The following is a 22,421-nucleotide window of genomic DNA, read 5'->3' as shown; positions in this document are numbered from 1 at the left end:
CGCAGAAGGAGACGTCGCGCAGATCGACGTCGATGCCGCCGGGTCCGTCCGGGCCGTCGCCCAGCGCGGACTCCAGGGCGTGCCGCAGGTCCTCGGCGCCGCCGCGGCACTCACGCCGCGGCGCTCATGCCGCGGCGGTGAAGAGGGACTCCGTGCCGGAGAGGGACAGCAGTCGTCCCACCTGGCCGCTGACCGCGCGGAGCCGGACCGTGCGGCCGCTGTCCAGGGCGTGCAGGCGGACCCGCAGGAGGGCGTTGAGCCCGGCGCAGTCGCAGAAGGAGACGTCGCGCAGATCGACGTCGATGCCGCCGGGTCCGTCCGGGCCGTCGCCCAGCGCGGACTCCAGGGCGTGCCGCAGGTCCTCGGCGCAGTCCTGATCGATCTCACCGGCGACGATGGCCAGCGGCCGGTCCCCGGCCCCGCCGAAGCGGACCGTGAGCCGGTGGGTGGCCCATGCGGGACGGGGTGGGGGGAGGGGTGGCACGTGGAGCTCCCAGTGGGGTGGAACGCCCGATCCTCTTCAGGGTCGGCCCGCCCGCCGGTCCCGTCAAGTGATACAGGGCCCGGACCGGCCCTTTCACGACACCGCCACACCGTGCCGACCGGCCGTGCTCAGGATCCGCGCTCAGGACCCGCCGACCTCCTTGCCCGTCCCCGGTAACAGACGGCGTGCGGCGCGCAGCGCCGCCTCCACGTCCGGCGCCCCGGTGGCCGCGCACAGGGCGACGGCGAGGTCGTCCCTGTGCCGGCCGGCCTCGGCGTCGTTCTCCCCGGCGGGCCGGGCGCGCAACGCCTCGTACCGCTCGACCAGCATGTACAGAACCACGGGATGCGCCACCAGCATGATCGGACTCCTTCCGTCGCCCTGCCGGGCCCGCGGGCCGGCGAGGGGCCGGGGGAGGGCCACCCGGGTTCGGCTACCCGTCATCCCCGCGCCCATTCGGGGTAGATGGCAGGCATGGGTGGCGAGCCGCGGAGGTGCCGGGATGGAAAGTTCGGAACTGTCCGACCGTGAGAGGCGCGCGCTGGCGGGGATGGAGCGTCTGCTGAGCGCCGACGCGGTCCTCGAACGACAGTTGCGCACCATGCGCCTGACGCCCCGTGACCGGGCCCTGGACGCGCTGCGCGACCGGGAGACCTGGCGGCCCCGGGTGCTGTTCGCCGCGGTGCTCGTGGCCACCACGATCGCCCTGCTCGTGGCGACCGTGGTGACGTGGCAGCCGGGCGTCGCGGCGGCCTTCTCGGTGAGCTGGCTGCTCGCCCTCACGGTGGCCTTCCGGCGGCCGGTGCCGGCCCGCCGCCGGAACCTCGGGCCGCGCACCGGGTGAGCGTCGCCGGGGCCGCCCGCCGGCCCCGGGGCTCAGCGCACCGCCGGCCTGCGGTCCCTGCGCGGCGAGGACGATGACGAGGGCGCGTGCGACCGGCTCCGCGACCGGCGCCGCCTGATCGCGCGCCGGTCGTCCTCGGTCGTACCGCCCCAGATCCCCGGGTTCTGCCCGCTGTCCAGGGCCCATTGCAGGCATTGCTCCTCCACCGGGCACCGCTCGCAGACCGCCTTGGCCCGCTCCTCCTGAGCGGCCCCCGGTCCTGACGCACTGACCGGGAAGAACAGGTCGGGATCCTCGTCGGAACAAGCGGCGTTTCGCCACCAGCCCATGGCAACTCCTTCCGGAGAACGCGTACGGAATGCTGCGGACGTAACCATGGGACGTCGCGTACCCGATCGCGGGGGAGCCATGCGGGCCGCCCGGCGAACGGCCCTGGCGGGTCCGGCACATGACGGGCGCCCGGCGACGGAAACCCGGATGCGGGTGGCGCACCGCGACCCTAAGCTGCGGTCGCGGGGAGGGCGAGCGTCGTGTCGTCCGCCGACGGATCGGAGATGCGCGGGGTATGACCAGTCAGCTGTTCGCGATCTGTTTCCACGCGACCCGGCCGTCGGGCCTGGCGCGGTTCTGGTCCGGCGTCCTGGGCTGGGAGTTGGCCGACGGTCCGGACGACGTCGCGATCCTGCCCCCTGACCCCGGCGGCTTCCGCATCCGTTTCCTGCCGGGCCAGGAGCCCAGGCTCGGCCGGAACCGGGCGCACTTCGACCTGACGAGCGCCCTCCCGGAGGATCAGCAGCGGACGGTGGACAGGGCGCTGTCACTCGGCGGGCAGCACATCGACGTCGGTCAACTCCCGGAAGAGGGCCATGTGGTGCTCGCCGATCCGGACGGCAACGAGTTCTGTGTCATCGAGGCGGGCAACAAGTTCCTCGCCGACACCGGCTTCATCGGAGCGCTGTCCTGCGACGGCACCCAGGCGGTCGGCTACTTCTGGAGCGAGGCGCTGCGGTGGCCGCTCGTCTGGGACCAGGACCAGGAGACGGCGATCCAATCGCCCCACGGTGGTACGAAGATCACATGGGGTGGTCCTCCGGTGGCACCCAAGACGGGCACGAACAGGCTGTACCTGGAGCTGGCGATCCCCGCCCACGCCGACCGGGAGGCGGAGATCGACCGTCTGATCGCGCTCGGCGCGACGCGCACCGACGCCGGCGGGGCCGGCGGCGGACGGACGCTGTTCCTGGACCCCGACGGCAACGAGTTCGCCGTGCGGAGCCCCCGGTAACCGGGTTTCACAGACGGGCGTCGCCCTCGCGCCAGGGGTGGCGGTCCGCGCGACTCCCGCGAACGCCGTCGTCGCGGACGGGATGCTCTCCGGGGCGAGCGCCTTCGGGGAGCGATACGCCGGCGGCCCGTTGACGCTCCGGCCTCAGAGGTCCACCGGAGGGGGCGGCCAGTCGGAGGGCAGCGTGTAGTACCAGCCCGGGCGCCACGCCGGGGGCGCTTGGAGGAGTTCTTCCAGCGGGGTGCCGGCGAGCAGGTGGTCCAGCGCCCACCGGTTGGCCGAGTGGGCGATCACCAGGATGCGGGTGTTGTCCCATCCGGTGGCCAGGTCGTGGAGGAAGGCGCTGGTGGCCGCGGTGACCTGACGGTAGCTCTGGCCACCGGGAAAGGGCTCGTCCAAGCGCCGGGTCCGCTGGGCGGCGACGAGCGGGTACGGGCTTCCGTTGAGGGCGCCGTAGTCGCACTCACGCAGCCGGACGTCCTGGTGGATCGGCGGGCGGCCGTCGGGGAACGCGATCCGGGCCGTCCGGACGGCGCGGTGCAGGTCCGAGGTGAACACGGCCGCGAATCCGCCGCCCGACCGGCGCTCGCCCAGTTCACGGGCCTGGCGGCAGCCCAGTTCCGACAGCTCGCCCGGGAGCCGGCCGGTGGCGATGCCCGCCTCGTTGTCGGTGGTCGTGGAATGGGTCTCGTAGACGATCTCCACTGCCATCGGGGCCTCCGGACGGTCTCGGCAGGTCATGCCGCATCGGACAGGGGCATTGTCGCCGCGTCAGCCCCGCACCGGGAAGGACGCCTGGAAGGCGAGACGGCGTGCCGCCTGCTCGCCGATCCGGGACAGGACGTCGTCGAGCGCGAGGAACTCCTCCCACGGCTGAGTGCCGTTCGCCTCGGCCAGCCGCGCCACGAGGCGGTCCTCCAGATCCGGCACCCGCTGGTTCTTCCACACCTTGTCGGCCACGCTGACCAGCAGCTCCTCGACCGTCACCGCCGCACGCGCCCAGGACGCGTGGGTGCCGGCGAAGCGGGCGAGCGCCGGCGGGAAACCGTGCGCCAGCAGCAGCGCCCGGCCCGCCTCCTCGTGCGCCGACCCCGGGCCGGACAACTCTGCTTCGTGAACCGTCTTGCCGATGTCGTGCGTCGCCGCGCCGAAGAACACCGCCTCGCGGTCCAGCGGGAGCCCGGGGCAGCGCGCCCGCGTCCAGTCGGCCAGTTCGTGGGCGACGTCGTGAACGGCCCGCAGATGCGCCGCCAGGCGGGGCGGTGCCTGCAGAGCCAGCAGCAGGGAGGTGACCGCGGGCGGCAGCGGGCGCATCGGAGGGTCGCCGGGGTCGGTGAGGGCACGGTCCAGCGGTTTCGGTGGCGTCATCGCGGTCAGCAGCGTAGGGGACGTCCTCCCGGACGGGCGTGCGCTCCCTGATTTCACGCCGCTTCCTGTGAGAATTGCGTTCCCACCGTTGGAGGCCCACGCATGTCCCACCCAGCGCACGGCGCGACGACCCCGGACGCTCCGCCGATCACCTGCGACGAACCGGGCTCCTTCGCCTGGAACGTCTTCCAGGTCCGCCACCCGGTGCTGATCGGACGGATCCTGGAGTCCGTCCCCTACGGCACCGCGCAGCGGCAGGCGTGCGCCGCGCTCCTGGAGGAGTCGCGCCACGGCACCGTCGCCCCGCTGCCGGCGGACGCCGCGGACGCGGCCGCGTGGGAGGTGTGGGGACAGGGGCGGTACGGCGGCCCGTGGCCCGAACTGCCCTTCCTGTGGGCGGAGTCGTTCTTCTACCGCAGGCTGCTCGAGGCCACCGGGTACCTCGCCGACGGGCCCTGGCACGGTCTCGACTTCTTCGCGCCGTTCAAGGACGCCGAACTGGAGGGCCACGGCTTCGCCGGCGACCTCGCGGCCCTGGACGACCTGGCCGTACTCACCCAGGAGGAGCGCGAGCAGCGGCTGCTGACGGCGGCTGTCTGGGGGAACCAGGCCGACCTGGGCTTCACCATCGCGGGCGAGCCGGGCGCCGCCCCCGAGCCGTCCGGGACCTACGTGGCGGACGAGTCCGGACGGCTGTGGCCGCTGCTCGACGGCGGGCAGGTCGTCGTGGTCGCCGACAACAGCGCCCGCGAGATCCTGGCCGACCTGGTGTTCATCGACCACCTGCTGGCCACGGGACGCGCCGGGCGGGTCGAGCTCATGCTCAAGCCCCGCCCGTACTTCGTCTCCGACGCCACGCCCCGCGACGTGCTGATGTGCCTGCGCCGCATGACGCACGCACCCGGCGCCGCGGGATCGATCGGGCACCGGCTCGCCGACGCCCTGCGCGCGGACCGACTGACGCTGTCCACGCACCCGTTCGCCTGCGCGCCGCTGCCCTACGACGCCCTGCCCGGCGATCTTCGCGAACGCTTCGCGGCCGCGGCCGTCACCGTCATGAAGGGCGACCTCAACTACCGCCGCCTGGTCGGTGACCGGCACTGGGCCGCCACCGTGCCGTTCGCGGACGTCACCGCGTACTTCCCCGGCCCGGTCGCGGCCCTGCGCACCCTCAAGTCGGACACCCTCACCGGCGCCGACGCGCGGACCGTCGCCCGTCTCGACGCCACCGGCACGCCCTGGCGCACCACCGGCACCCATGCGCTGATCCAGGTCGGGACCCCCGGCCAGGGGTGACCCAGAGGTGACCCGGGGCCCGGAACGTCCGTCAGCGTCCCGCGGACGCCGAGGCGAGCCCGGGCGGCGCCGACGCCAGGGCCGAGCGGATCGCCTCGACGAGCGCGAGCGCGGCCTCCTCGGTCAGCTCCACGGCGACCCGCGCGGACGGGCCCAGCTCCGGGTTCATGAAGTCGATGTTGACGGTGTGCTCGAAGGGCGCGTGCTGCGGATGGTCGACGTAGACCATCGCGTCGGTCAGCGGGAAGTAGCCCTGCGCGCCCTTGCCGCTGCCCTCGATGCGGACCTTCTCCGTGAGGTACGTGCACATCAGAGGTGCTCCCCGAAGAACGTGAGGATCCGGGACCAGCCGTCGACGGCCGCCTGCGGCCGGTAGCTCGGCCGGTCCACGGCGAAGAAGGCGTGGCCCGCGTTCTCGTAGGTGTGGAACTCGTACGGCTTGCCGTGCGCCTTGAGCTCGGCCTCCAGCTCGGCGACGTGCTCGGGCGAGGGGTAGCTGTCCTCCGCGCCGAACAGGCCGAGCAGCGGCGCGCGCAGCTCCTTCGTCAGGTGCAGGAGCGGCTCGACCTGGAGGGGGAAGCCCTCCGGCGGCCGGCCCGCGACGAAGGCGCCGTAGCAGTCGACGGCCGCCTGCACGTCGAGCGAGGCGTCCACCAGGAACGCCTGCCGCCCGCCGGAGCAGTAACCGATGACGCCCACCCGCCCGTTGGACGACGGCAGCCCGCGCAGGTACGCGGCGGCACCCGCCACGTCCCCCAGCAGCCGCTCGTCGGGCACACCGCCCCGGGCCCGCGCCGTCGCGGCGGCGTCGTCGGGGGAGGCACCGGGGGCCTCACGGCTGTAGAGGTTCGGGCAGACGGCCGCGTAGCCCTCCGCGGCGAAGCGGCGGGTGATCTCCTTCGACGGGGCGTCATAGCCCGGCATGTGGTGGATCACCACAACGCCGCCCAGCGGACCGGCGGTCATCGGGCGCGCCGCGTAGGCCTCGATCGGGTCGTCGCCGTGACCGGTGACGGTGATCGTCTCGGCCAGGATTGCGTCGTACATGAAAGGGGTTTCCTTCCGAGGTGACGGATGATCGACACGATAGTCCGCCGTTCCGGAACGCTCCCTCCCAGGTCGCCGTGTTCCCCGTGTTCTCAGGCGGGCGCTGCGAGGGCCCCCGTGAGCCGTCCGTGGATAGCGGCAAGGAGCGGGTGGACCTCCGGCCTGTGACGAGGCCCCCTGGGCACGCTCATGAGGCTCACGGCGCTCACCCCGCGCGTCACAAGGCGGTGTCGTCCGTCCCGTCCGTGAGCGGCTGTTCGGCCCAGATGGTCTTTCCCCGCTCTTCGTAGCGGGTGCCCCACAGCTTCGCGACCTGGGCGACCAGGAACAGGCCGCGCCCGCCCTCGTCGGTCTCCAGGGCACGGCGGGCGTGGGGCGAGGTGTTGCTGCCGTCGGAGACCTCGAGGATCAGGGTGCGCTCGTGGATGAGCCGCAGGCGCAGCGGCGGCCGGCCGTAGCGGATCGCGTTGGTGACCAGTTCGCTGACCAGCAGCTCGGTCGTGAACTCCAGCTCTTCCAGGCCCCATTCGGCCAACGTGCCCACGGTCAGCGCCCGTGCCCGCCCGACGGCCTCCGGCTCGGCCGGCAGGTCCCAGGTGACGTGCCGGTCGGGCGCCAGACCGTGCACGCGCGCGAGCAGCAGCACGTCGTTGGGCTCGGGGGAACCGGGAGAGCCGGGGATGCCGGGGTGGAGGCGGCGCAGGACGGCGTCGCCCGCGTCGCCGAGCGCGTCGTGCCCGCCGGACCGCAGGGCCGCCACGATGCCGGGGTCGGACAGGGCCTCGCGCAGCCGGGCCGGACCCGCGTCGCGGTCCCTGGCGCCCGGCACGCCGAGCAGGCTGCCGGTGGAGAGGACCAGCACGTCGCCGTCGGCGAGGGTCACCTCGCCCGACTCGTACGGGACCGCTCCGATCCCCAGCGGTGCCCCGACGGGGACGTCCACGAACGACGGCTGCCCGGTCGCGCCCACGCGCACCGGCGGCGGGTGGCCCGCGCTGGCGAAGCGGCACTTGCGCGAGATCGGGTCGAAGACCGCGAACAGGCAGGAGCGGGCCACCGACTCGGGGTGTTCCGGAGGGGCGGGCCGGTCGTTGAGAGTGCGCTTGACCTGGTCGTCGAGATGGGTGAGCAGTTCGTCGGGCGACAGGTCCAGATCCGCCAGGGTGCGCACCGCCGTCCGCAGCCGCCCCATCGACACCGCCGCGTAGAGGCCGTCATCGCCCGCGTCGCCGATCACCATCGCGACCCGGGCGCCGGAGAGCGGGATCACGTCGAACCAGCCACCGCCGAGCACCGCCCGGTCGCCGGACGGCAGACAGCGCGACACGCTCTCCACCCCCCGCAGTTCGGGCAGGCTCCGCGGCAGCAGGTTCCGCTGCAGCGTCAGGGCGGTGGTCCGCTCCCGCGTGTAGCGGCTGGCGTTGTCGATGCACACGGCCGCGCGGGTCACCATCTCCCTGGCCAGCGGCACGTCGTCGTCCTCGAAGGGGTGCGCACGCGTGATGCGGACGAAGACCGCGGAGCCGAGCGGCGCCCCGCGGGCGAACATCGGGACCAGCAGCCAGGAATGGATGCCGTACCGGGCGGCCAGCGCCCCGCGTGCCGGATCGGACGCCGCCAGCGCCGCCCTGACCTGGTCGCCGGTCAGCCTCACCGGCTCCCCGTCGGCGAGGGCGCGCCGGGTGTACGAGTCGGGCGCCGAGGCGAGTACGTCCACGTCACCGGTGGCGACGATGGACTTCCTCAGGTCGGCGACGTCCATGGTGCTCGCCGCCCGCCGCAGCACGACCGCCTCGCGCAGCGGCCCGGTCACCGGTTCCGCCCCGCCGATGACCGGGTCGAGCAGATTGACGTAGGCGAGGTCGGCGAACCGCGGCACGGCCACGTCGGTGAGCTCCTGCGCCGTGGTCAGGACCTCCAGCCGGCTGCCGATGCGGGCACTCGCCTCGTTGACGAGGTCGAGCCGCTCGCGGGCGCGGGACTCCTCGGTGGTGTCGGTCACCATGTGCGCGAGCGCCACCACGTCACCCGCGGCGCCGCGCAGCGGCAGGATGGTCTCCTCCCAGACGGTGTCGCGGTCCGGGTCGCGCGGATCGCGGCCGCGCACCTCGGTGCCGATCAGCGCCTTCCCCGTGGCGAGCACCTGCCGCTGCCGGTGCTCCAGGGCGTCCACGTCGAGCAGACCCGGCGGCGCGGCCTCCCGCATCGTCCGCCCGACGACGTCCGTGAAACCCGGCGCACGGCTCTGCGAGTCGTTCTGCGCCAAGAAGCGCAGGTCCCGGTCGAAGACGTCGATGATGAACGGCGACTCCGTGAACACGCCCTGCAGCAGAGCGTGACGCAATTCGCTCCGCCGCACCGCCTCGGCGTCCTCGGCCTGCAGCAGCCAGTACCGCCGTCCCGCCAGGACCAGCGGATGCGCCCACAGCACGACGTCGACCCGGCGGCCGTCGAGGTGGCGCAGACCGGTCACCCCGAGGGCGACCGACCGGTCCGCGGTGCGCCGCTCCAGGATCCGCGCGCCGTCGGCGCCGCTGTGCAGCAGTCCGGCGCCGGGCGTCCCGACCACCTCCGCCGCCGTGCGCCCCAGCATCCGTTGCGCGCCGGGACTCCAGCTCACGACGGTGCCGCCGCCGTCGAGCACGGCGTGCGCGTCACCCCTCACGGGCGAGTCGCCCGGAGTGTCAGGGAGCACCGTGCCGCCCTGCGCGCAGCCGACCCGGGCGGCGGTGCCTCGTACCAAGGACCTCCACAGGTCAATACTGCCTTCAGGCAAGATCTGCAGCACCCGGTGGCGGGCCCTGCCGCGGCCACGGCCCGCCACGGTCCCCGCACCGATGAGTTCCGCGCTCCGCCACGGTCGAACAGACGGCACAGGCGGCCAAAGCAGGAACAGGCGAGAACACCGACATCCAGGGGACCTTCCATGACCCAGCAGCTCCACGGCCCCGGCACCGCCGGGCAGCCCGATCTCCGTCCCGCCGCGCTCGGCGTCACCGCGGTGCTGGAGCGGATCGGCGACGACCGGCTCGGCGCCCCCACCCCGTGCCCCGACTACACCGTGGGCCATCTGATCGGCCATGTCGCGGGGCTGTGCGCGGCCTTCCGTGACGCGGCACGCAAGGACCTCGGGCCCACCACTGACGGTGATCCCGGCAGCGCGCTCCCGCCGGAGCCGCCGGACCAGTGGCGCGACAGGCTGCCGGAGCTGCTGGCCGACATGGCGGAGGCCTGGCGCAGTCCTCTCGCGTGGCAGGGCCGCACCCGCGCCGGAGGGGTGGACCTGCCGGGCGAGGCCGCCGGGCGCTTCGCCCTCAACGAGCTCCTCGTGCACGGCTGGGACCTGGCCCGCGCCACCGGCCAGGACTACCGGCCGGACCCGGCGGGCCTGGAGGCGGTGCTCGCCCTGCTCACCCCGTTCACCGCCCGGTCGGACGGCTCCGGGCCCTTCGGGCGCCCGGTCCCCGTGCCGCCGACGGCGCCGCTGCTGGACCGGGTGGTCGCCCTCACCGGCCGGGATCCGGGGTGGCGTCCCTCGCACTGAGCGGCCGGCGCCCCCACGCCGAGATCATCGGGGAGGTGGCGAGATCGAGGGTGCCGGTGGCGACGTCGGCCAGATGACGGTCGACCTCCTCGTCCGTCGCCAGGCCCGCCGCCACCAGCCGGCCGCGGATCTGCCGCACCGTGGCCGCCTCCAGCACCGTGCAGGCGGGTGAGGTGATCGGGAAGTACGCGTCGGCGCGCACGTCCTCGAGGCCTGCCTCGCGCAGCAGCCTGGGCAGCGTCCTGCCGTACGCGAGATCGGCGCCGCGCTCCGCCATCAGCGTCCGGAATCCGGACCGGAGGCGGTTGGCGAGTCGCTGCGCGGGCCCCGACTCGTCCGGGCACAGCAGCGGCTGCAGTCCGGGGTCGGCGTCCTCCAGCAGCAGCACTCCACCCGGCCGCAGCGCGCCGGCCATTCGCCGCAGGGCCTCGGCACGGTCGGTGACGTGCACCAGGACGAGCCGGGCGTGGACCAGGTCGAAGCCGCCGTCCGGCGGCGGGTCGGCGGCGACGTCATGGCGCCGCACGTCGATCACGCCGCCGGCCGCCTCCCGGGCCCACGACACGTCGATGTCGGTGGCGACCACCGTCCCGCCGGGCCCGACCCGCCGGGCCAGCCCGAGCGGCACGGACGGGCCGCCCGCGCCCACCTCCCAGCAGCGCATGCCCGGGCCGATCCCCAGGGCGTCGACATGGCGGAAGGTCACGGGGTCGAAGAGCTCCGCGAGGGCGCCCAAGCGGACGCCGGCCTCGGACTGCCGGTTGTCGAGCAGGTAGCCGCTGCCGGGCTCGTGTGTCGCCATGACGCGATGTTCGCAGATGGGGCCGTTACAAAGGCCCTCGGACCCGGACGTCAACGCCCCGCACGGGGCTGTTACCCCTGTGGGTGACATGCCGCCGCGCGGATGACGTCTGCGGAGGGGGTCGATGTATCCGGCAATGGCATGGCGTGTCCTATGACATTGACAGATGTCGCCTACAGACGAGGGTTACGGATATGTCCGCATTCCGTAACGTGAAGCGGATCTTCCGGATTTCGCCGTCGGGGCAGGTCAGAGTTGGGTCATCGGCCAACCGCCGAGGTAACCGCACCGCGTCACCGGAACACGGGAGTTCCGGGACGCACCCTGATGAGGGGGCATCATGTCTGCTTCGTTCAACGCCCGTCGCGTCATCGCCACCGTCCTCGCCTCCGGCGCCGTCGTGGCGGCCGCCGCCATGCCGGCCTCCGCGGACAACGGCCACGGCCGCGGCCACGGGCACGGCCCGGCCCCCCGCTCCGCGGTGTCGATCGGCGACGTCCGGCACGACGAGGGCGGCCGCGGCGTCCGCTCGAACCGCGCGCTCAACACCGAGTGGGTCGAGGTGGTCAACAGGGGCCGCGACGCCGTGAACCTGCGCGGCTGGACGCTGTCCGACAGTGACGGCAACCGCTACCGCTTCACCTTCCTGCGCCTCCCCGGCCACTCCAAGGTCCGCGTGCACACCGGCCAGGGCCGCGACAGCCGGTTCGACGTCTTCCAGGACCGCCGCAAGGGCGTCTGGGACAAGCGTGACAGCGCCACCCTGCGCAACGACCACGGCCGCGTCGTGGACACCGAGTCGTGGGGCGGCCGTCACTACCGTTGATCCCCTGCCCGGCGGGGCCCGATGAACCAGCGGCGTGCCGCGACATCCAGTCGCGGCACGCCGCCTTCGTGTGCGCCGTGCGCCCCGGCCGGGACCACCGGCCGGGGCGTACCGGCTACGGGTTGCGCGTGATGGTGAAGGTGGACGTGGTGTTCTTGATGTCCTGGTAGTTGTCGTTGAACTGCAGGTTGTTGAAGGTGACCGAGCCGACCGCCGGGCCCTGGCCGGACTCCGGCATCTCGTTGGCCCACAGTCCGAAGCCGGACTTGGCGTCGAAGGCGTCACCGCTGCGGTGGGCACCGGTGATGGTCACGTTGGTGAGGATCGTGTCCTTGATCGGGTTCTGCGGCTGCCCGCCGACGTAGTTGGTCTGGAACATGATCCCGCTGTAGGTCGGGTCCACGATGTCCACGTCGCTGACGCGGATGCCCTGGAAGACCTTCGAGGCCGAGAAGAGCCAGATGCCCGGGAAGGTCTGACCACCCCAGAAGTGTCCGCCGGCGCGGACGATGGAGACGTTCTGGATGTTGGTCGGGTCGGTCCCGAAGCCGTTCATCGGGTAGCCGAAGTCCAGGGAGCTGATCGTGACACCGGAGTACACCAGCGTGTCCGCGATGAGGATGTTGCGGAACGTGTTGGCGTAGCCGCCGTAGACCGCGATGCCCGCGGCGCGCCAGGTCAGCAGGGACGTCAGGTTCTCGTACAGGTTGTTCTTCTCGTCCGCGCCGCCCGCGTCGATCGCGGAGAAGAGCGCGAAGCTGTCGTCACCCGTGGCACGGGCCTCGATGTTGTCGAGGTGGTTGTCCGTGCTGCCGTTGGTCATGTTGATGCCGTCGGCGAAGGTGTCGCGGATGCGCGAGTTGGTGATGGTGACGTTGTCGGTGTTGGCGCCCCAGTAGAGGCAGACGGTGTGCTCGTTCCAGACGTTGTCGATGGTGATGTTGGCGACGTTCGCGAAGTCGAAGACCTTGCCGGGGCCGTCGATGCGGGAGGTGTAGTTCCCGAAGAACGCGAAGCCCGAGAAGGACGAGCCGTTGGCCGTGGAGTCGGCGCGGAAGCCCGCGTCGGTGTTGGACTGGCTCGACGGGGTGTGGAAACGGGTGTACCAGGGGCCCGCGCCGATGATCTTGACGGCCTTGCCGTAGACCTGGAACTTGCTGGAGGTGTCGTAGTCGCCGGCCGGGAGGTAGACACCCTTGATCGTGCCGGTGGTGTCCATCCGCGCCTTGTCCAGGGCGTTCTGCACGTCCTGCTGGCTGAAGCCGGTCGGCGCGGTGTACGCCGCGGGGTCCGGGTTGGCGATCGGCGTGGCCTGCTCGGTGTTGATGAAGTCGATCGCGTAGTTGGTGGTGTTGGCGGTGTCCTTCTGGAGCTTGATCTTGGCGCCGGCCGGCACGGTGGTGCCGAGCAGCATGTTGGCCTCGTCGTAGATGTGCCGCGGGCTGCCGTCGCCGGGGCTGTTGCCCGGGGCGGTCTCGTTGCCGTAGAGCCACGCGTACTTCGAGGTCAGGTCGATGGCCTTGAGGAAGGTGCCGTTGACGTAGACGTCGAGTGTGGAGTTCGTGCCCCCGCCGCCCGACGCGTCCGGGATGGAGTAGCGCACGACCAGGGTGTTGGTGCTGGCCTTGGTGGTGAACTCCACCGAGCTGCCCGTGCTGTTCAGCGTGACGGCCTTGCGGCCGGACGCCTCGCCCGCGAGGTCGCCGACGGTGCGGTTCGGGCCGACGACCTGCGCGCCGCCGCCCAGGACGCCGTCCTCGGCCTCGTACATGTCGTACGGCATGTTGGCGCCGCGCCCGACGAACAGGGACTGGGTGCTGGTGTTGTTCTGCTGCTTGACGGCCAGCTCGTTGGCGTCCGCGGCGATCACCGTCTTGACGGAGTACTTGCCGTTCACCGCCGTCCAGGTGCCCAGGTTGACCGGGCTGCTGGTGCTGCCCGCCGCGATGGCACCGCTGTAGGAGCCGGTGAGCGTCTTCACGACGCTGCCGGAGGCGGTGTCGGTGACCGTCACCGTGATGCCGTGGGCGCCGCCCGCGGAGGCCACGGTGCCCTGGTTCTTGATCGCGACCGAGAAGGTCACGGTGTTGCCCTTGCCCGGGTTGCCCGGCGTCCAGCTGGACGGCGCGGCGACCAGGTCGGAGCTGTCGACCGGCTTGATGACCAGCGGACTCGAACTGGTGTAGGCGTTGTTGGTGTCGTTCTGCTCGATGACGGTGTTCGACTCGTCGACCGCCGCGCCGAGCGGGTAGCTGCCCGCGTCACGGGTGCCGATGTTCGCCGTCACCGTGGCCGAGCCACCGGCGGCCAGCGCGCCGACCGCGGCGGTGCCGACCTTGGTGGTGCCCAGGTAGAAGGTGACGTTCGTGGCGCCCGAGGCCAGGTCGCCGATGTTGCGGACGGTGGCGGAGAGCGTGACCGCGTCGGTCTCGACCGGCGCGCTCGGGGACACGGACATGGCGGAGACCGTCAGGTCCGGGTTCGGTGCCGGGGTGCCGATCACCTGGAACTCGGCGACCTGACCGCCGCCCGCGCCGCTGTTGGCGGTGAACGTCAGCCGCACGTCGGCGACGCGCGCGCTGACCGGGATCGTCACGGTGTTGCCGGAGGCCGGGTTGAACGTGTAGTCCGCCGCGGCCTTGAGGCTGGTGAAGCCGCTCGCGCTCTGCTCCCGGCCGAGCACCTGGATGGTCTGGGTGCGGGTGCCCCAGGCGCCGTCGGGGTTGAGCTTGAGGACCAGCGAGCTCACGTCGGCGTTGGCGCCGAGGGAGACGGTCAGCGTGTTGGGGTAACTGCCGCCGGCGCCCTCCCAGTACGTGGTGACGCTGTTGTCGTTCGCGTTGGCCGCGACGAAGTTCTGGGTGGTGGAGGAGGCCGTGATCGGCTTGCCGACGGCCATGTTCGAACCGGGGCCGCTGGTGGAGCCGTTGCGGATGACGGTGGCGCTCGCGACGCTGCGGTTGCCCGCGGCGTCCTTGGCCTTGATGTAGTACGCGACGGTCGCCGAGTCCGACTGGGTGTCGGTGTACGTCAGCGTGCTGCCGGAGACCGTGGTGCGCAGCTGGTCGTTGGCGTAGACCTCGTAGCCGGTGACGCCGACGTTGTCCGACGAGGCGGTCCAGGTCAGCTTGATCTGGCCGGACGCGGGCTGGGTGTAGGCGAGGTTGCCGGGCTGCGACGGCGCCTGCGTGTCGCCGCCGGTGTCGCCGGTGCGGGTGACGGTGTTGCTGTTGCCCGACTGGTTGCCCGCGGCGTCCTTGGCCCGCACGGAGTACGTGACCGTGGCGGTGTCGGGCTGGCTGTCGGTGAAGGTCGTCACGTTGCCGGCGACGCTCGTGCGCAGCATGCCGTTGGCGTACACGTCGTAGCCGGTCACCCCGACGTTGTCCGTGGACGCGTTCCAGGTCAGCCGGATCTGGCCGGACGCGGGCTGCGTGTAGGCCAGACCGGTGGGCGCGGACGGCGCGACGGTGTCACCGGTGGCCGGGCCGTAGATCTCCAGCTCCGACAACTGGGCCGCGGCCCAGCCGGTGTTGGCCGTGACGTTGACCCGCACGTAGCGCACCGTCGCCGAGGTCAGGTTGATGGTGACGGTGTTGTTGCTCCCGGGGGTGAACGCGTAGTCGTGGGAGGCCACCAGGTCGCTGAAGTTCGACCCGTCCGTGCTGCCGCGCAGCGACAGCGTCTGCGTCCGCGCCTCCCAGGCCGGCGGCAGCTTCAGCACGACCTTGCTGACGCCCACGGAGGAGCCGAGGTCGGCCTGGAGCCACTGTGGGAAGGCGTTGTTGGCACTCTCCCAGTACGAGGACTGGTTGCCGTCGTTGGCGTTGGCCGGGGTGTAGGGGGCGTTGCTGCCGCTCGCGGTCAGCGTCCGGCCCTGGGCCAGGTTGTCCGTCGAGGAGGCGGCACCGTGCACCTCGAGCTCGGAGACCTGGGCGGCGGACCAGCCGGTGTTGGCGGTGACGTTCAGCCGCACGTACCGGGTCGTGACGGCCGAGAAGCCGATCGTGACGGTATTGCCCGCGCCGGGCGCGAAGGTGTGCGCCGCGGAGCCGGAGAGGGTGGAGAAGGTGTTGCCGTCCGTGCTGCCCTGCACCGCGAAGGTCTCGTCGCGCGCGCCCCACGCGGCGGGCAGCTTCACGACCACCTCGTCCACGTTCGTCCCGCTGCCCAGGTCGACCTGGACCCACTGCGGCAAGGTGCTGCCCGCGCTCTGCCAGTACGTGTCCTGGCTGCCGTCGGTGATGTTCGCGACCCCGTACTCGGCGTGCGAACTGCTCGCGGTGGCCGTTCTGCCGGCGGCGAGGTTCGGCCCCCCGGCGGCCGAGGCGGGCGGCGCCGACAGGCCGAGGACGACCATGCCCGCCGCGATCACCCCCGCCACCAGCCGCTGGACCATGTGCTTCCTACGCATGTCGTCCCTATGCCTCTCGTGTGTCGAGTGAACGAGAAGTTGCGTTGATCGCTCATGAAATTGCGTTAACCGTGGCGATAGTTGCAGAGTCAATTGCGGTCGTCCATGCCTACGACCGGGCCTTTTGATATGCACGCGACAGGCTTGCACTGCTGCGTCGTGCGCACGGCACGTACTTGCGCCTGCATGCAAGATTTTGCGCAATTCGCAATTGCTCTTGCCTCTGTGGGTCGCCTTTACTACGCTCCCTCGCCGCTCCGGCGCGGCCTCGTCCACATGTTCGGACGCCCTCGTTCCGTATGCCGGCGCCGCCGAGGGGGAGGGGGCCGCTGCCGGACGCGCGGGTTCCGGGCCCCCGGGGAAGGGCCTGCGGGCGGGCCCGGCGTGCCGGTGCCGGGCGCCGCCGGCGCATGCCCGCCTGCCGGAGTCCTCGGCTCCGGGGAGTCGCCGATCGTCCGGGGGGCACGGCCGTGCGGGCGGCGGGAACGGTTCTCCGCCCGCGGCTGCCGGGGGAGCCGGTGCGAGGGCCGGACGTCTACGCCCGCTGCGCCCCCGCGGCGCGCAGCGCCTGGCGGACGGACCAGAGCACGGAGACGAGCGGGACGGCGACGACCGCGCCGATGACGCCCGCGGCGATGGCACCGCCGATCACGCTGAGCGCGACGACGACGGGGTGGAGGCGGACGGCCCAGCTCATCACGAGGGGGTGCAGGACATGGCCCTCGATCTGGCCGATGACGACGATGAGGGCCACCACGACGAGCGCGATCAGCGGCCCCTGGGAGGCCAGCGCGACGACCGCGGCCACCGCGAGCGCGATGGGGGAGCCGATCAGCGGCACGAAGGCGGCGAAGAACTCCAGCAGCGCCAGGGGGAGCGCGAGCGGCACGCCGAGCGCGTAGAGGGCGAGTCCGACGAGGACGGCGTTGGTGCCGGCCACGAGCACGATGCCGTGCGTGTACCCGGTGAAGGTGTGCCACGCCGCCGTGCCCCCGACCGCCACCCGGTCCCGCACCGACAGCGGCAGCTGCCGGCAGAACCACGCCCACTGACGGTCGCCCGAGTGCAGGAAGAACACCGAGCAGAACAGGGCGAGCGCGAAGACCGTGAGGACCTCGATGAGGCGTCCGGCGCCGCTCAGCGCGGTGCTGATGAGCGTCGAGCGGTGGCTGGACAGCCAGTCGCCGATCTTCGACTGGAGGTCCGTCAGCGCCTTCGGGTCCAGGCGGAACGGCGGTGACTCCAGCCAGCGCTCGATTCTGGACAGCCCGGCCCCGAACTCCTTCTGCAGTCCCTCCTGTTCCTGGGCGACCGCCTCGCCGACCAGCGCCAGCACGCCCAGCACGAGGACGATGCTGCCGAGCAGCGACGCCGCGACGGCGAGCGGCCGCGGCATCCACCGCGCCAGCAGGTCCGCCGCCGGCCGGAGCATCGCCGTGCCGACGAGCCCCAGGAAGACCGCGACCGCGATCTCGTGGAAGCGTCCCAGGACGGAGAAGATCCCCCAGACGACCACGCCGACGACGATGAGCCGCCAGCTGTACGCGGCCGCCGTGTTGAGCGCCGGGAGCACGCGCGGCCCGGTCCTGTCCGGAGTCCGTCCGGCTGCCGCGCGGCGGCCCGCGCGGATGCGGTCCCGGCGTCCTCCCGGCGGCATGCCCGGGTCCGGGCCGCCCTGCGTGTGCGCTCGCCTGGGCATGGGCCCGCCACCACCTCCCGTACGCCTGGGCTCGTACCACCGCTCCGGTCCCGGGCAACGTGCCGCGGGCGTCTTTCGCCCGAAGGCACCCACCGCGGGATCGCCGCGCGGTGCCGTGCCGCCCGGCGGCCGCCGCGTCGTCCCGGGCCGTCGGGGTCGTCGGGACCGCGGAGCCGGGGCGCCGGCGCGTTGCTCGCCGCGGGTCAACCGGCGGGCAGGACGTAGCAGCCGTTCCGGTCGGTGCCCGCGCCGGGGACGTCGTTGCGGAACTCGTGGTAGGTGTACTGGCCCGCTTCCTCGAGGGTCGTCGCGGCCCGCTTCGAGACGACCAGGCAGAAGCTCTCGGTGATCGGCTTCTCCGCGCCGGCCCGGTGCAGGGTCAGGCGGCCCAGGTAGCGGCCCTCGTGGAAGTTCCAGCCGATCGCGTCGAAGAGCATCAGCGGCTGCTGCGGCCGCTCCTGGGTGACGAGCAGCGGGCCGGGGTCGGCGGTGCGGACGTAGTCGGCCGCATGCGTCTCGGGGTCGTAGCGCAGGGTTCCGGTCTCGTCCCAGAAGAAGTCGGGCCGTGCCGCGCCTGGCCCGCGGCCCAGCGGCAGTACGTCGAGGTGCACATCGGTGATGACTGCCGACTGCCCGGCGCGCACCCGGCTGGAGACGGTGGGCTGGAGGTAGAGCCACACCTCCTTGCCCTGCGCGATGCGCACCAGGTGGGGGAGCGAGACGTCCACGTCCGGCTGCCGCCGCAGCTCCACGAAGTTGGACACCGAGAGCGCGAGCGCGAGGATGCCCGCCAGGGCGGTGACCCACCCCTGGGCGTGCTCGAAACGGGTGCGGGTGGAGCGCTGCCGCTCCGGCCGCCGGTCCGCGGGCGCGAAGCCCCGCGCGTCCTCGATCATGCCGTTCCCCCAGGACGTGAGCTGACACCTTTGGTGATGTTTTCAGCTCATAGCGGTGGTTCGGTGCGGCTTGACCGGTGCCGCGGAGGGCGTGCGGAAGTGCGTGGCGTCTCCCGGGGCGCGCCCAGTAGCCTCACGGACGTTCCGCACCCGTTCCGTACCTCGCAGGGAGAGTCCGCCGTGGCATCGCCGTTCAGGCATTCCGAACCGTACGCACAGGGTCTGCTCGACGTCGGCGACGGTCAGCTGATCCACTGGGAGGTCAGCGGCAATCCGGAGGGCAAGCCCGCGGTGTGCGTGCACGGCGGGCCGGGCGCCGGCGGCAAGCGGGGTGCCCGCAACGGCTTCGACCCCGAGCTCTACCGGGTCGTCATGTTCGACCAGCGCGGCAGCGGGGAGAGCCTGCCGCACGCCTCCGACCCGCGGGTGAGCCTCGCGGAGAACACCACCGAACACCTGATCGCGGACATGGAGCGGCTGCGCGAGCACCTGGGCATCGAGCGCTGGCTGCTCTACGGCGGCTCCTGGGGGTCGACCCTCATGCTCGCGTACGCCGAGCGCCACCCCGAGCGGGTCACCGAGATCATCATCGTCGGGGTCACGACCACCCGGCCCGAGGAGACCGACTGGCTCTACCGCGGCGTCGGCCGGCTGCTGCCCGGCCCCTGGGAGGCCTTCCGTGACGCGCTCCCGCCCGAGGACCGCGACGGCGACCTGCTCGCCGCCTACAGCCGGCTGCTGAACAGCACGGACGAGGCCGTACGCGCCAAGGCGGCACGCGACTGGTGCACATGGGAGGACGCGGTCATCGCCCACGAGAGCCTCGGCAGGCCCGGTGCGTACAGCGACCGGGCGGACGACGCGCTGATCGCCTTCGCGCGGATCTGCGCGCACTACTTCTCGCACGACGCCTGGCTGGAGGACGGGCAACTGCTGCGCGACGCCCACCGGCTGGCGGGCATCCCCGGGGTGCTGATTCACGGGCGGCTGGACCTCGGCAGCCCGTTGACGACCGCGTGGGAGCTGGCCAAGGTGTGGCCGGACGCGGAGCTGCAGGTCATCGAGGACTCCGGGCACACCGGCAGCCCGGCGATGAGCCAGGCCGTACTGGGTGCCATCGAGCGCTTCTCGGGGCGCGGGAACTGACCCGCGCCCGCGGTGTCACCGCGGCGTGCGGTGCCGCCACCACGTGCCGTGCTCCGACGGGCCCCGGTGCTCCGGCGCGGCGGAGGGTGCCGTGTCCTCGGCCGGCGAGTCCGTCACCGTGTCCGGGACGGTGGCCGTCGGTGTCGGTGTCGGCGTCGGTGTGTCCGTGGGATCCGGGCTCGCCGGCGGGGTGCTGGGCGCCGGCTCGCTGGGCGTGGGCGGGGTGGCCGGGGGAGTGTGCGACGGGTGGGTGACCACCGGTGTCGGGGTGCCCGCGGGGTGCGACGGGTGGGTCGTGTGCGACGCGCTCGGGGCCGGGTGGTGCGAAGGTGCGGCGGACTCGGTGGGTTCGGCGGGCTTGTGCGCGGCCTTCGCGGGGGCGGACGCGGATGCCTTCGGGGACGGCGACCCGTGGGCGGGCCTGCCGCTCGTGCCGTCGTCGTCCTTCTTCCCGGACGGCGTCCTCTTGCCGTGGTCCGCCGAGCCGAGGCCCTTGCCGGGCACGGCGTCGGGCCTGGCGGCCGTGGTGTGGGAGGCCGGCGCCGGTGAGACGGCGGCCGGCCGGGGCTTGCCCGCGGCCTCCGCGGGTTCCTGGAAGGACTGCTGCAGCGCCCAGGCGGTACCGCCGAGCGCGGCCGCCGCTGCGACGCCCGCCGTCGTCACCTTCCACCGCAGGGACCGACCGCGGCGGTGCTTTGCCTGGTTGCTGCGTGGGGAAGCCATGGCTGGACGAGGACCCTTTCGAACGTGCCCCCCGCCCGGTTGCCCCGTCGCGGTATGGGCGAACGAGGCCGGATATGTCCTGGACTCTGCGACAGCGGGCGCGGACAGCGCAAGGCCTTGAGGTCGGCGCAGGACGGTCCCACCAGGAGCGATTCCTTGAAAGTGCAGGTCAGGGCGGTGATTTCCCTGCCCTGCGAGGCGGTGTGAGGTGCCCCACGCCACCAGGCGCGGGCGTTCGGTCATCCGGAGCCGTTTATTCCGCCGTCGGGAAACGTCGTGCTGAGGTCATGGTCACACGGTCGTAATCATTGAGATCGATCAACCGTCGTGTACGTTCAATGTCGCCCCGGACGTGTGAGGACGGGGTGAAGACCCTGCGCTCTGTGAGGGAGGCGCAGGAGGCCGCGCCCGTGGGGACGGTACGTGCGGCTGACAGGACACGGCTGTCGCCCTGTCCGCCAGGGCGGGTGGCCCGTCATCGCGCGTGGGGACGCTCGGACGTGACGGCCGCCCGCCCTTCGCGTTCCGCCCGTGGCCGGTGGTCTCAGTCCTCGTCGCACGGGGAGTCGACCGGGGAACTGGTCCTGACCCGGGCGAGCAGTCCGCGCAGTGTGCTGATCTCCTCGGGGGCGAGATCGGCGAAGAGTTCGCTCTCCACCTCGTGGAGGGCCTTCTCGACCCGGGTCAGCGTGTCGCCGCCCGCCTCGGTGATGGCGACGATGTGCCGCCGGCGGTCGGCGGGGTCGCGCCGCCGCTCCACGAGGTGGCAGGACTCCAGGTCGTTGAGGATGCCGACCATGATGCTGGGGTCCACGCCCAGTTCACCGGCGAGCGCCTGCTGGCTCATGTCGCCCGACCTGCCGAGCAGCATCAGTGTGGAGCCCTGACGGGGTGCCAGTCCGCAGACGGCGAAGGCGTGGTGAACCCGGCTCCTGGCGACGGCTCCGTGACGGACCAACAGGAAGCCGAGCCGGTCCAGGGGATCGGGTGCGAAGTCCCGGGTCGCGTTCTCGTGTCCTGTCACGTCGGTCACCGTATCAAGCGGGAAACCATCCGTCTGGGTGGATCGTTGCCGCCCTTCAATGATAGGCCGTGGTGAGGGGCTCAGGCGGCTGTCGGCGGGCCGTCGTGCCGGGCGATCGCCGCCAGTTCGCCCGCCGCTCCGGTCGGCGGGCTGGTCCGGGGGTGGACCAGCCGCAGGGCGCGGGTGAGATCGAGGTCACGCACGGGGACGGCGACCACGGTGCCGTTGGCCAGTTCGGCGGTCAGCGCGAGCGAGCTGAGGACCGCGGGGGCGACGCCGTCGGCCACGGCGGTCTTGATGGCGGTCGTCGAGGGGAGTTCGAGCAGGGGAGCGGCGAGGGGGACGGCGCCCACCCCGTCGAGGGCCCGTTCCAGGTAGCGCCGGGTGCCGGAGCCGCGTTCACGGCTGACCAGCGGCGTGGCGGACAGCTCGTCGGCGGTGATCCCGGAGCGGCGCCCGGCCCAGGGATGCGCCGGGGCCACGATCACCGTGAGCTCGTCGCGTCCCACGGTGCGGGCGGTCAGTCCGCGTGGGACGTCGGGGGCCTCCACGAAGCCGAGGTGGGCCCGGCCCTCCCGTACGGCGGCGGCGACCTCGTCGGAGTTGCCCGCGGTCAGGGCGACCGAGGTGTGCGGCGCGCGGGCCCGCAGGGCCGCGAGCCACTGGGGCAGCAGGTACTCGGCCACCGTCATGCTGGCCGCGACCTGCAGCCGGCTCTCCGTGGTGCCCAGCAGCGAGGTCACGCCCGCGTCCAGGAAGGCCGCCGCGTCCACCGCGGTCCGCGCCCAGCCGGCGACCAGCGCGCCCTGCTCGGTGAGCCGCGAGCCACGCGGGGAGCGCTCCAGCAGCTGGAGTCCGAGCCGGCGTTCCAGATGACGCAGCCGGGAGCTGGCGGAGGGCTGGCTGATGCCGTGCGCGCGGGCGGCCGCGCCCACACTGCCCAGGCGGGAGACGGAGAGCAGCAGGTCGTACGCCGCCAGGTCGCTCACACGCTCGGGCAGGGGCATAGGTCGAGTCTATGGC

Annotated in this window: 21 protein-coding genes; 6 read left to right on the top strand and 15 right to left on the bottom strand. The window is 72.6% G+C overall.

Features of this window, described 5'->3' with window-relative positions; translation table 11 throughout:
• Window positions 1-124: 124 nt before the first annotated feature.
• The gene (locus PV364_RS11115) at window positions 125-484 is read right to left on the bottom strand and encodes an STAS domain-containing protein (protein ID WP_319659641.1); all 360 of its coding nucleotides are present in this window, start codon (window positions 482-484) and stop codon (window positions 125-127) included.
• A gap of 141 nt (window positions 485-625) precedes the next feature.
• Window positions 626-844, bottom strand: coding sequence for a DUF5133 domain-containing protein (locus PV364_RS11110; RefSeq protein ID WP_319659640.1), 219 nt, complete (start codon window positions 842-844; stop codon window positions 626-628).
• Between the two features lie 142 nt (window positions 845-986).
• Here PV364_RS11110 and PV364_RS11105 point away from each other — a divergent pair, with 142 nt between their 5' ends.
• A complete protein-coding gene (locus tag PV364_RS11105) occupies window positions 987-1,328 on the top strand; it encodes a hypothetical protein (protein WP_319659639.1) in 342 nt (113 codons plus the stop codon).
• Between the two features lie 32 nt (window positions 1,329-1,360).
• Here PV364_RS11105 and PV364_RS11100 read toward each other — a convergent pair whose 3' ends face one another.
• Window positions 1,361-1,657, bottom strand: a complete 297-nt coding sequence (locus tag PV364_RS11100; protein WP_319659638.1) for a WhiB family transcriptional regulator — start codon at window positions 1,655-1,657, stop codon at window positions 1,361-1,363.
• A gap of 236 nt (window positions 1,658-1,893) precedes the next feature.
• Between PV364_RS11100 and PV364_RS11095 the strand changes: the two genes are divergently transcribed.
• Window positions 1,894-2,613 carry a VOC family protein gene (locus tag PV364_RS11095; protein ID WP_319659636.1) on the top strand — a complete coding sequence of 240 codons (720 nt, stop codon included), beginning with the start codon at window positions 1,894-1,896 and terminating at the stop codon, window positions 2,611-2,613.
• A gap of 144 nt (window positions 2,614-2,757) precedes the next feature.
• Here PV364_RS11095 and PV364_RS11090 read toward each other — a convergent pair whose 3' ends face one another.
• Together PV364_RS11090 and PV364_RS11085 are read right to left on the bottom strand one after the other, a co-directional pair.
• Window positions 2,758-3,324, bottom strand: coding sequence for a histidine phosphatase family protein (locus tag PV364_RS11090; RefSeq protein WP_319659635.1), 567 nt, complete (start codon window positions 3,322-3,324; stop codon window positions 2,758-2,760).
• Window positions 3,325-3,384: 60 nt separating this feature from the next.
• A complete protein-coding gene (locus tag PV364_RS11085) occupies window positions 3,385-3,981 on the bottom strand; it encodes an HD domain-containing protein (RefSeq protein ID WP_319659633.1) in 597 nt (198 codons plus the stop codon).
• Between the two features lie 102 nt (window positions 3,982-4,083).
• Here PV364_RS11085 and PV364_RS11080 point away from each other — a divergent pair, with 102 nt between their 5' ends.
• On the top strand, window positions 4,084-5,277 hold the full coding sequence (locus PV364_RS11080; protein ID WP_319659632.1) for a damage-control phosphatase ARMT1 family protein: 1,194 nt from the start codon (window positions 4,084-4,086) through the stop codon (window positions 5,275-5,277).
• A gap of 31 nt (window positions 5,278-5,308) precedes the next feature.
• On the opposite strand, the gene PV364_RS11075 is transcribed toward PV364_RS11080, so the two are convergent.
• The 3 genes from PV364_RS11075 to PV364_RS11065 all read right to left on the bottom strand — a co-directional run bounded on the left by PV364_RS11075 (window position 5,309) and on the right by PV364_RS11065 (window position 9,067).
• Complete coding sequence (locus PV364_RS11075; RefSeq protein ID WP_319659631.1) at window positions 5,309-5,587, bottom strand: DUF6295 family protein; 279 nt, start codon at window positions 5,585-5,587, stop codon at window positions 5,309-5,311.
• The gene (locus PV364_RS11070) at window positions 5,587-6,324 is read right to left on the bottom strand and encodes a dienelactone hydrolase family protein (RefSeq protein WP_319659630.1); all 738 of its coding nucleotides are present in this window, start codon (window positions 6,322-6,324) and stop codon (window positions 5,587-5,589) included. The genes PV364_RS11075 and PV364_RS11070 overlap by 1 nt, the downstream gene beginning before the upstream one ends.
• A gap of 217 nt (window positions 6,325-6,541) precedes the next feature.
• Window positions 6,542-9,067: a SpoIIE family protein phosphatase gene (locus PV364_RS11065; RefSeq protein WP_319659629.1), complete on the bottom strand. Its 2,526-nt coding sequence runs from the start codon at window positions 9,065-9,067 to the stop codon at window positions 6,542-6,544.
• Window positions 9,068-9,250: 183 nt separating this feature from the next.
• Between PV364_RS11065 and PV364_RS11060 the strand changes: the two genes are divergently transcribed.
• Entirely contained in the window at window positions 9,251-9,868 is a 618-nt protein-coding gene (locus tag PV364_RS11060; RefSeq protein ID WP_319659628.1) for a TIGR03086 family metal-binding protein, read from the top strand.
• On the opposite strand, the gene PV364_RS11055 is transcribed toward PV364_RS11060, so the two are convergent.
• Window positions 9,831-10,670, bottom strand: a complete 840-nt coding sequence (locus PV364_RS11055; RefSeq protein WP_319659627.1) for a methyltransferase domain-containing protein — start codon at window positions 10,668-10,670, stop codon at window positions 9,831-9,833. The two genes, PV364_RS11060 and PV364_RS11055, sit on opposite strands and share 38 nt — an antisense overlap.
• Window positions 10,671-11,010: 340 nt before the next feature.
• Between PV364_RS11055 and PV364_RS11050 the strand changes: the two genes are divergently transcribed.
• The gene (locus PV364_RS11050) at window positions 11,011-11,496 is read left to right on the top strand and encodes a lamin tail domain-containing protein (protein WP_319659626.1); all 486 of its coding nucleotides are present in this window, start codon (window positions 11,011-11,013) and stop codon (window positions 11,494-11,496) included.
• A 115-nt stretch (window positions 11,497-11,611) separates the two neighbouring features.
• Here PV364_RS11050 and PV364_RS11045 read toward each other — a convergent pair whose 3' ends face one another.
• The 3 genes from PV364_RS11045 to PV364_RS11035 all read right to left on the bottom strand — a co-directional run bounded on the left by PV364_RS11045 (window position 11,612) and on the right by PV364_RS11035 (window position 18,505).
• Complete coding sequence (locus PV364_RS11045) at window positions 11,612-15,910, bottom strand: discoidin domain-containing protein (RefSeq protein WP_319659625.1); 4,299 nt, start codon at window positions 15,908-15,910, stop codon at window positions 11,612-11,614.
• A 535-nt stretch (window positions 15,911-16,445) separates the two neighbouring features.
• Complete coding sequence (locus tag PV364_RS11040) at window positions 16,446-17,609, bottom strand: AI-2E family transporter (RefSeq protein WP_319659624.1); 1,164 nt, start codon at window positions 17,607-17,609, stop codon at window positions 16,446-16,448.
• Window positions 17,610-17,812: 203 nt separating this feature from the next.
• On the bottom strand, window positions 17,813-18,505 hold the full coding sequence (locus PV364_RS11035; RefSeq protein WP_319659623.1) for a hypothetical protein: 693 nt from the start codon (window positions 18,503-18,505) through the stop codon (window positions 17,813-17,815).
• Between the two features lie 180 nt (window positions 18,506-18,685).
• Between PV364_RS11035 and pip the strand changes: the two genes are divergently transcribed.
• Window positions 18,686-19,651 (top strand): prolyl aminopeptidase, encoded by a 966-nt coding sequence (pip, locus tag PV364_RS11030; protein WP_319659622.1) that lies wholly within the window; start codon window positions 18,686-18,688, stop codon window positions 19,649-19,651.
• A 15-nt stretch (window positions 19,652-19,666) separates the two neighbouring features.
• Here pip and PV364_RS11025 read toward each other — a convergent pair whose 3' ends face one another.
• The 3 genes from PV364_RS11025 to PV364_RS11015 form a co-directional block, all read right to left on the bottom strand.
• The gene (locus PV364_RS11025) at window positions 19,667-20,374 is read right to left on the bottom strand and encodes a hypothetical protein (protein WP_319659621.1); all 708 of its coding nucleotides are present in this window, start codon (window positions 20,372-20,374) and stop codon (window positions 19,667-19,669) included.
• A gap of 544 nt (window positions 20,375-20,918) precedes the next feature.
• Complete coding sequence (locus PV364_RS11020; RefSeq protein WP_319659620.1) at window positions 20,919-21,398, bottom strand: MarR family winged helix-turn-helix transcriptional regulator; 480 nt, start codon at window positions 21,396-21,398, stop codon at window positions 20,919-20,921.
• 80 nt (window positions 21,399-21,478) lie between these two features.
• Window positions 21,479-22,405: a LysR family transcriptional regulator gene (locus PV364_RS11015; RefSeq protein WP_319659619.1), complete on the bottom strand. Its 927-nt coding sequence runs from the start codon at window positions 22,403-22,405 to the stop codon at window positions 21,479-21,481.
• Window positions 22,406-22,421: the final 16 nt, after the last annotated feature.

It is taken from the genome of Streptomyces sp. MI02-7b, from assembly GCF_033793585.1.
Taxonomy (GTDB): domain Bacteria; phylum Actinomycetota; class Actinomycetes; order Streptomycetales; family Streptomycetaceae; genus Actinacidiphila.
The sequence above is the reverse complement of the archived record's forward strand: the minus strand, read 5'-3'. Positions and strand labels throughout refer to the sequence as shown.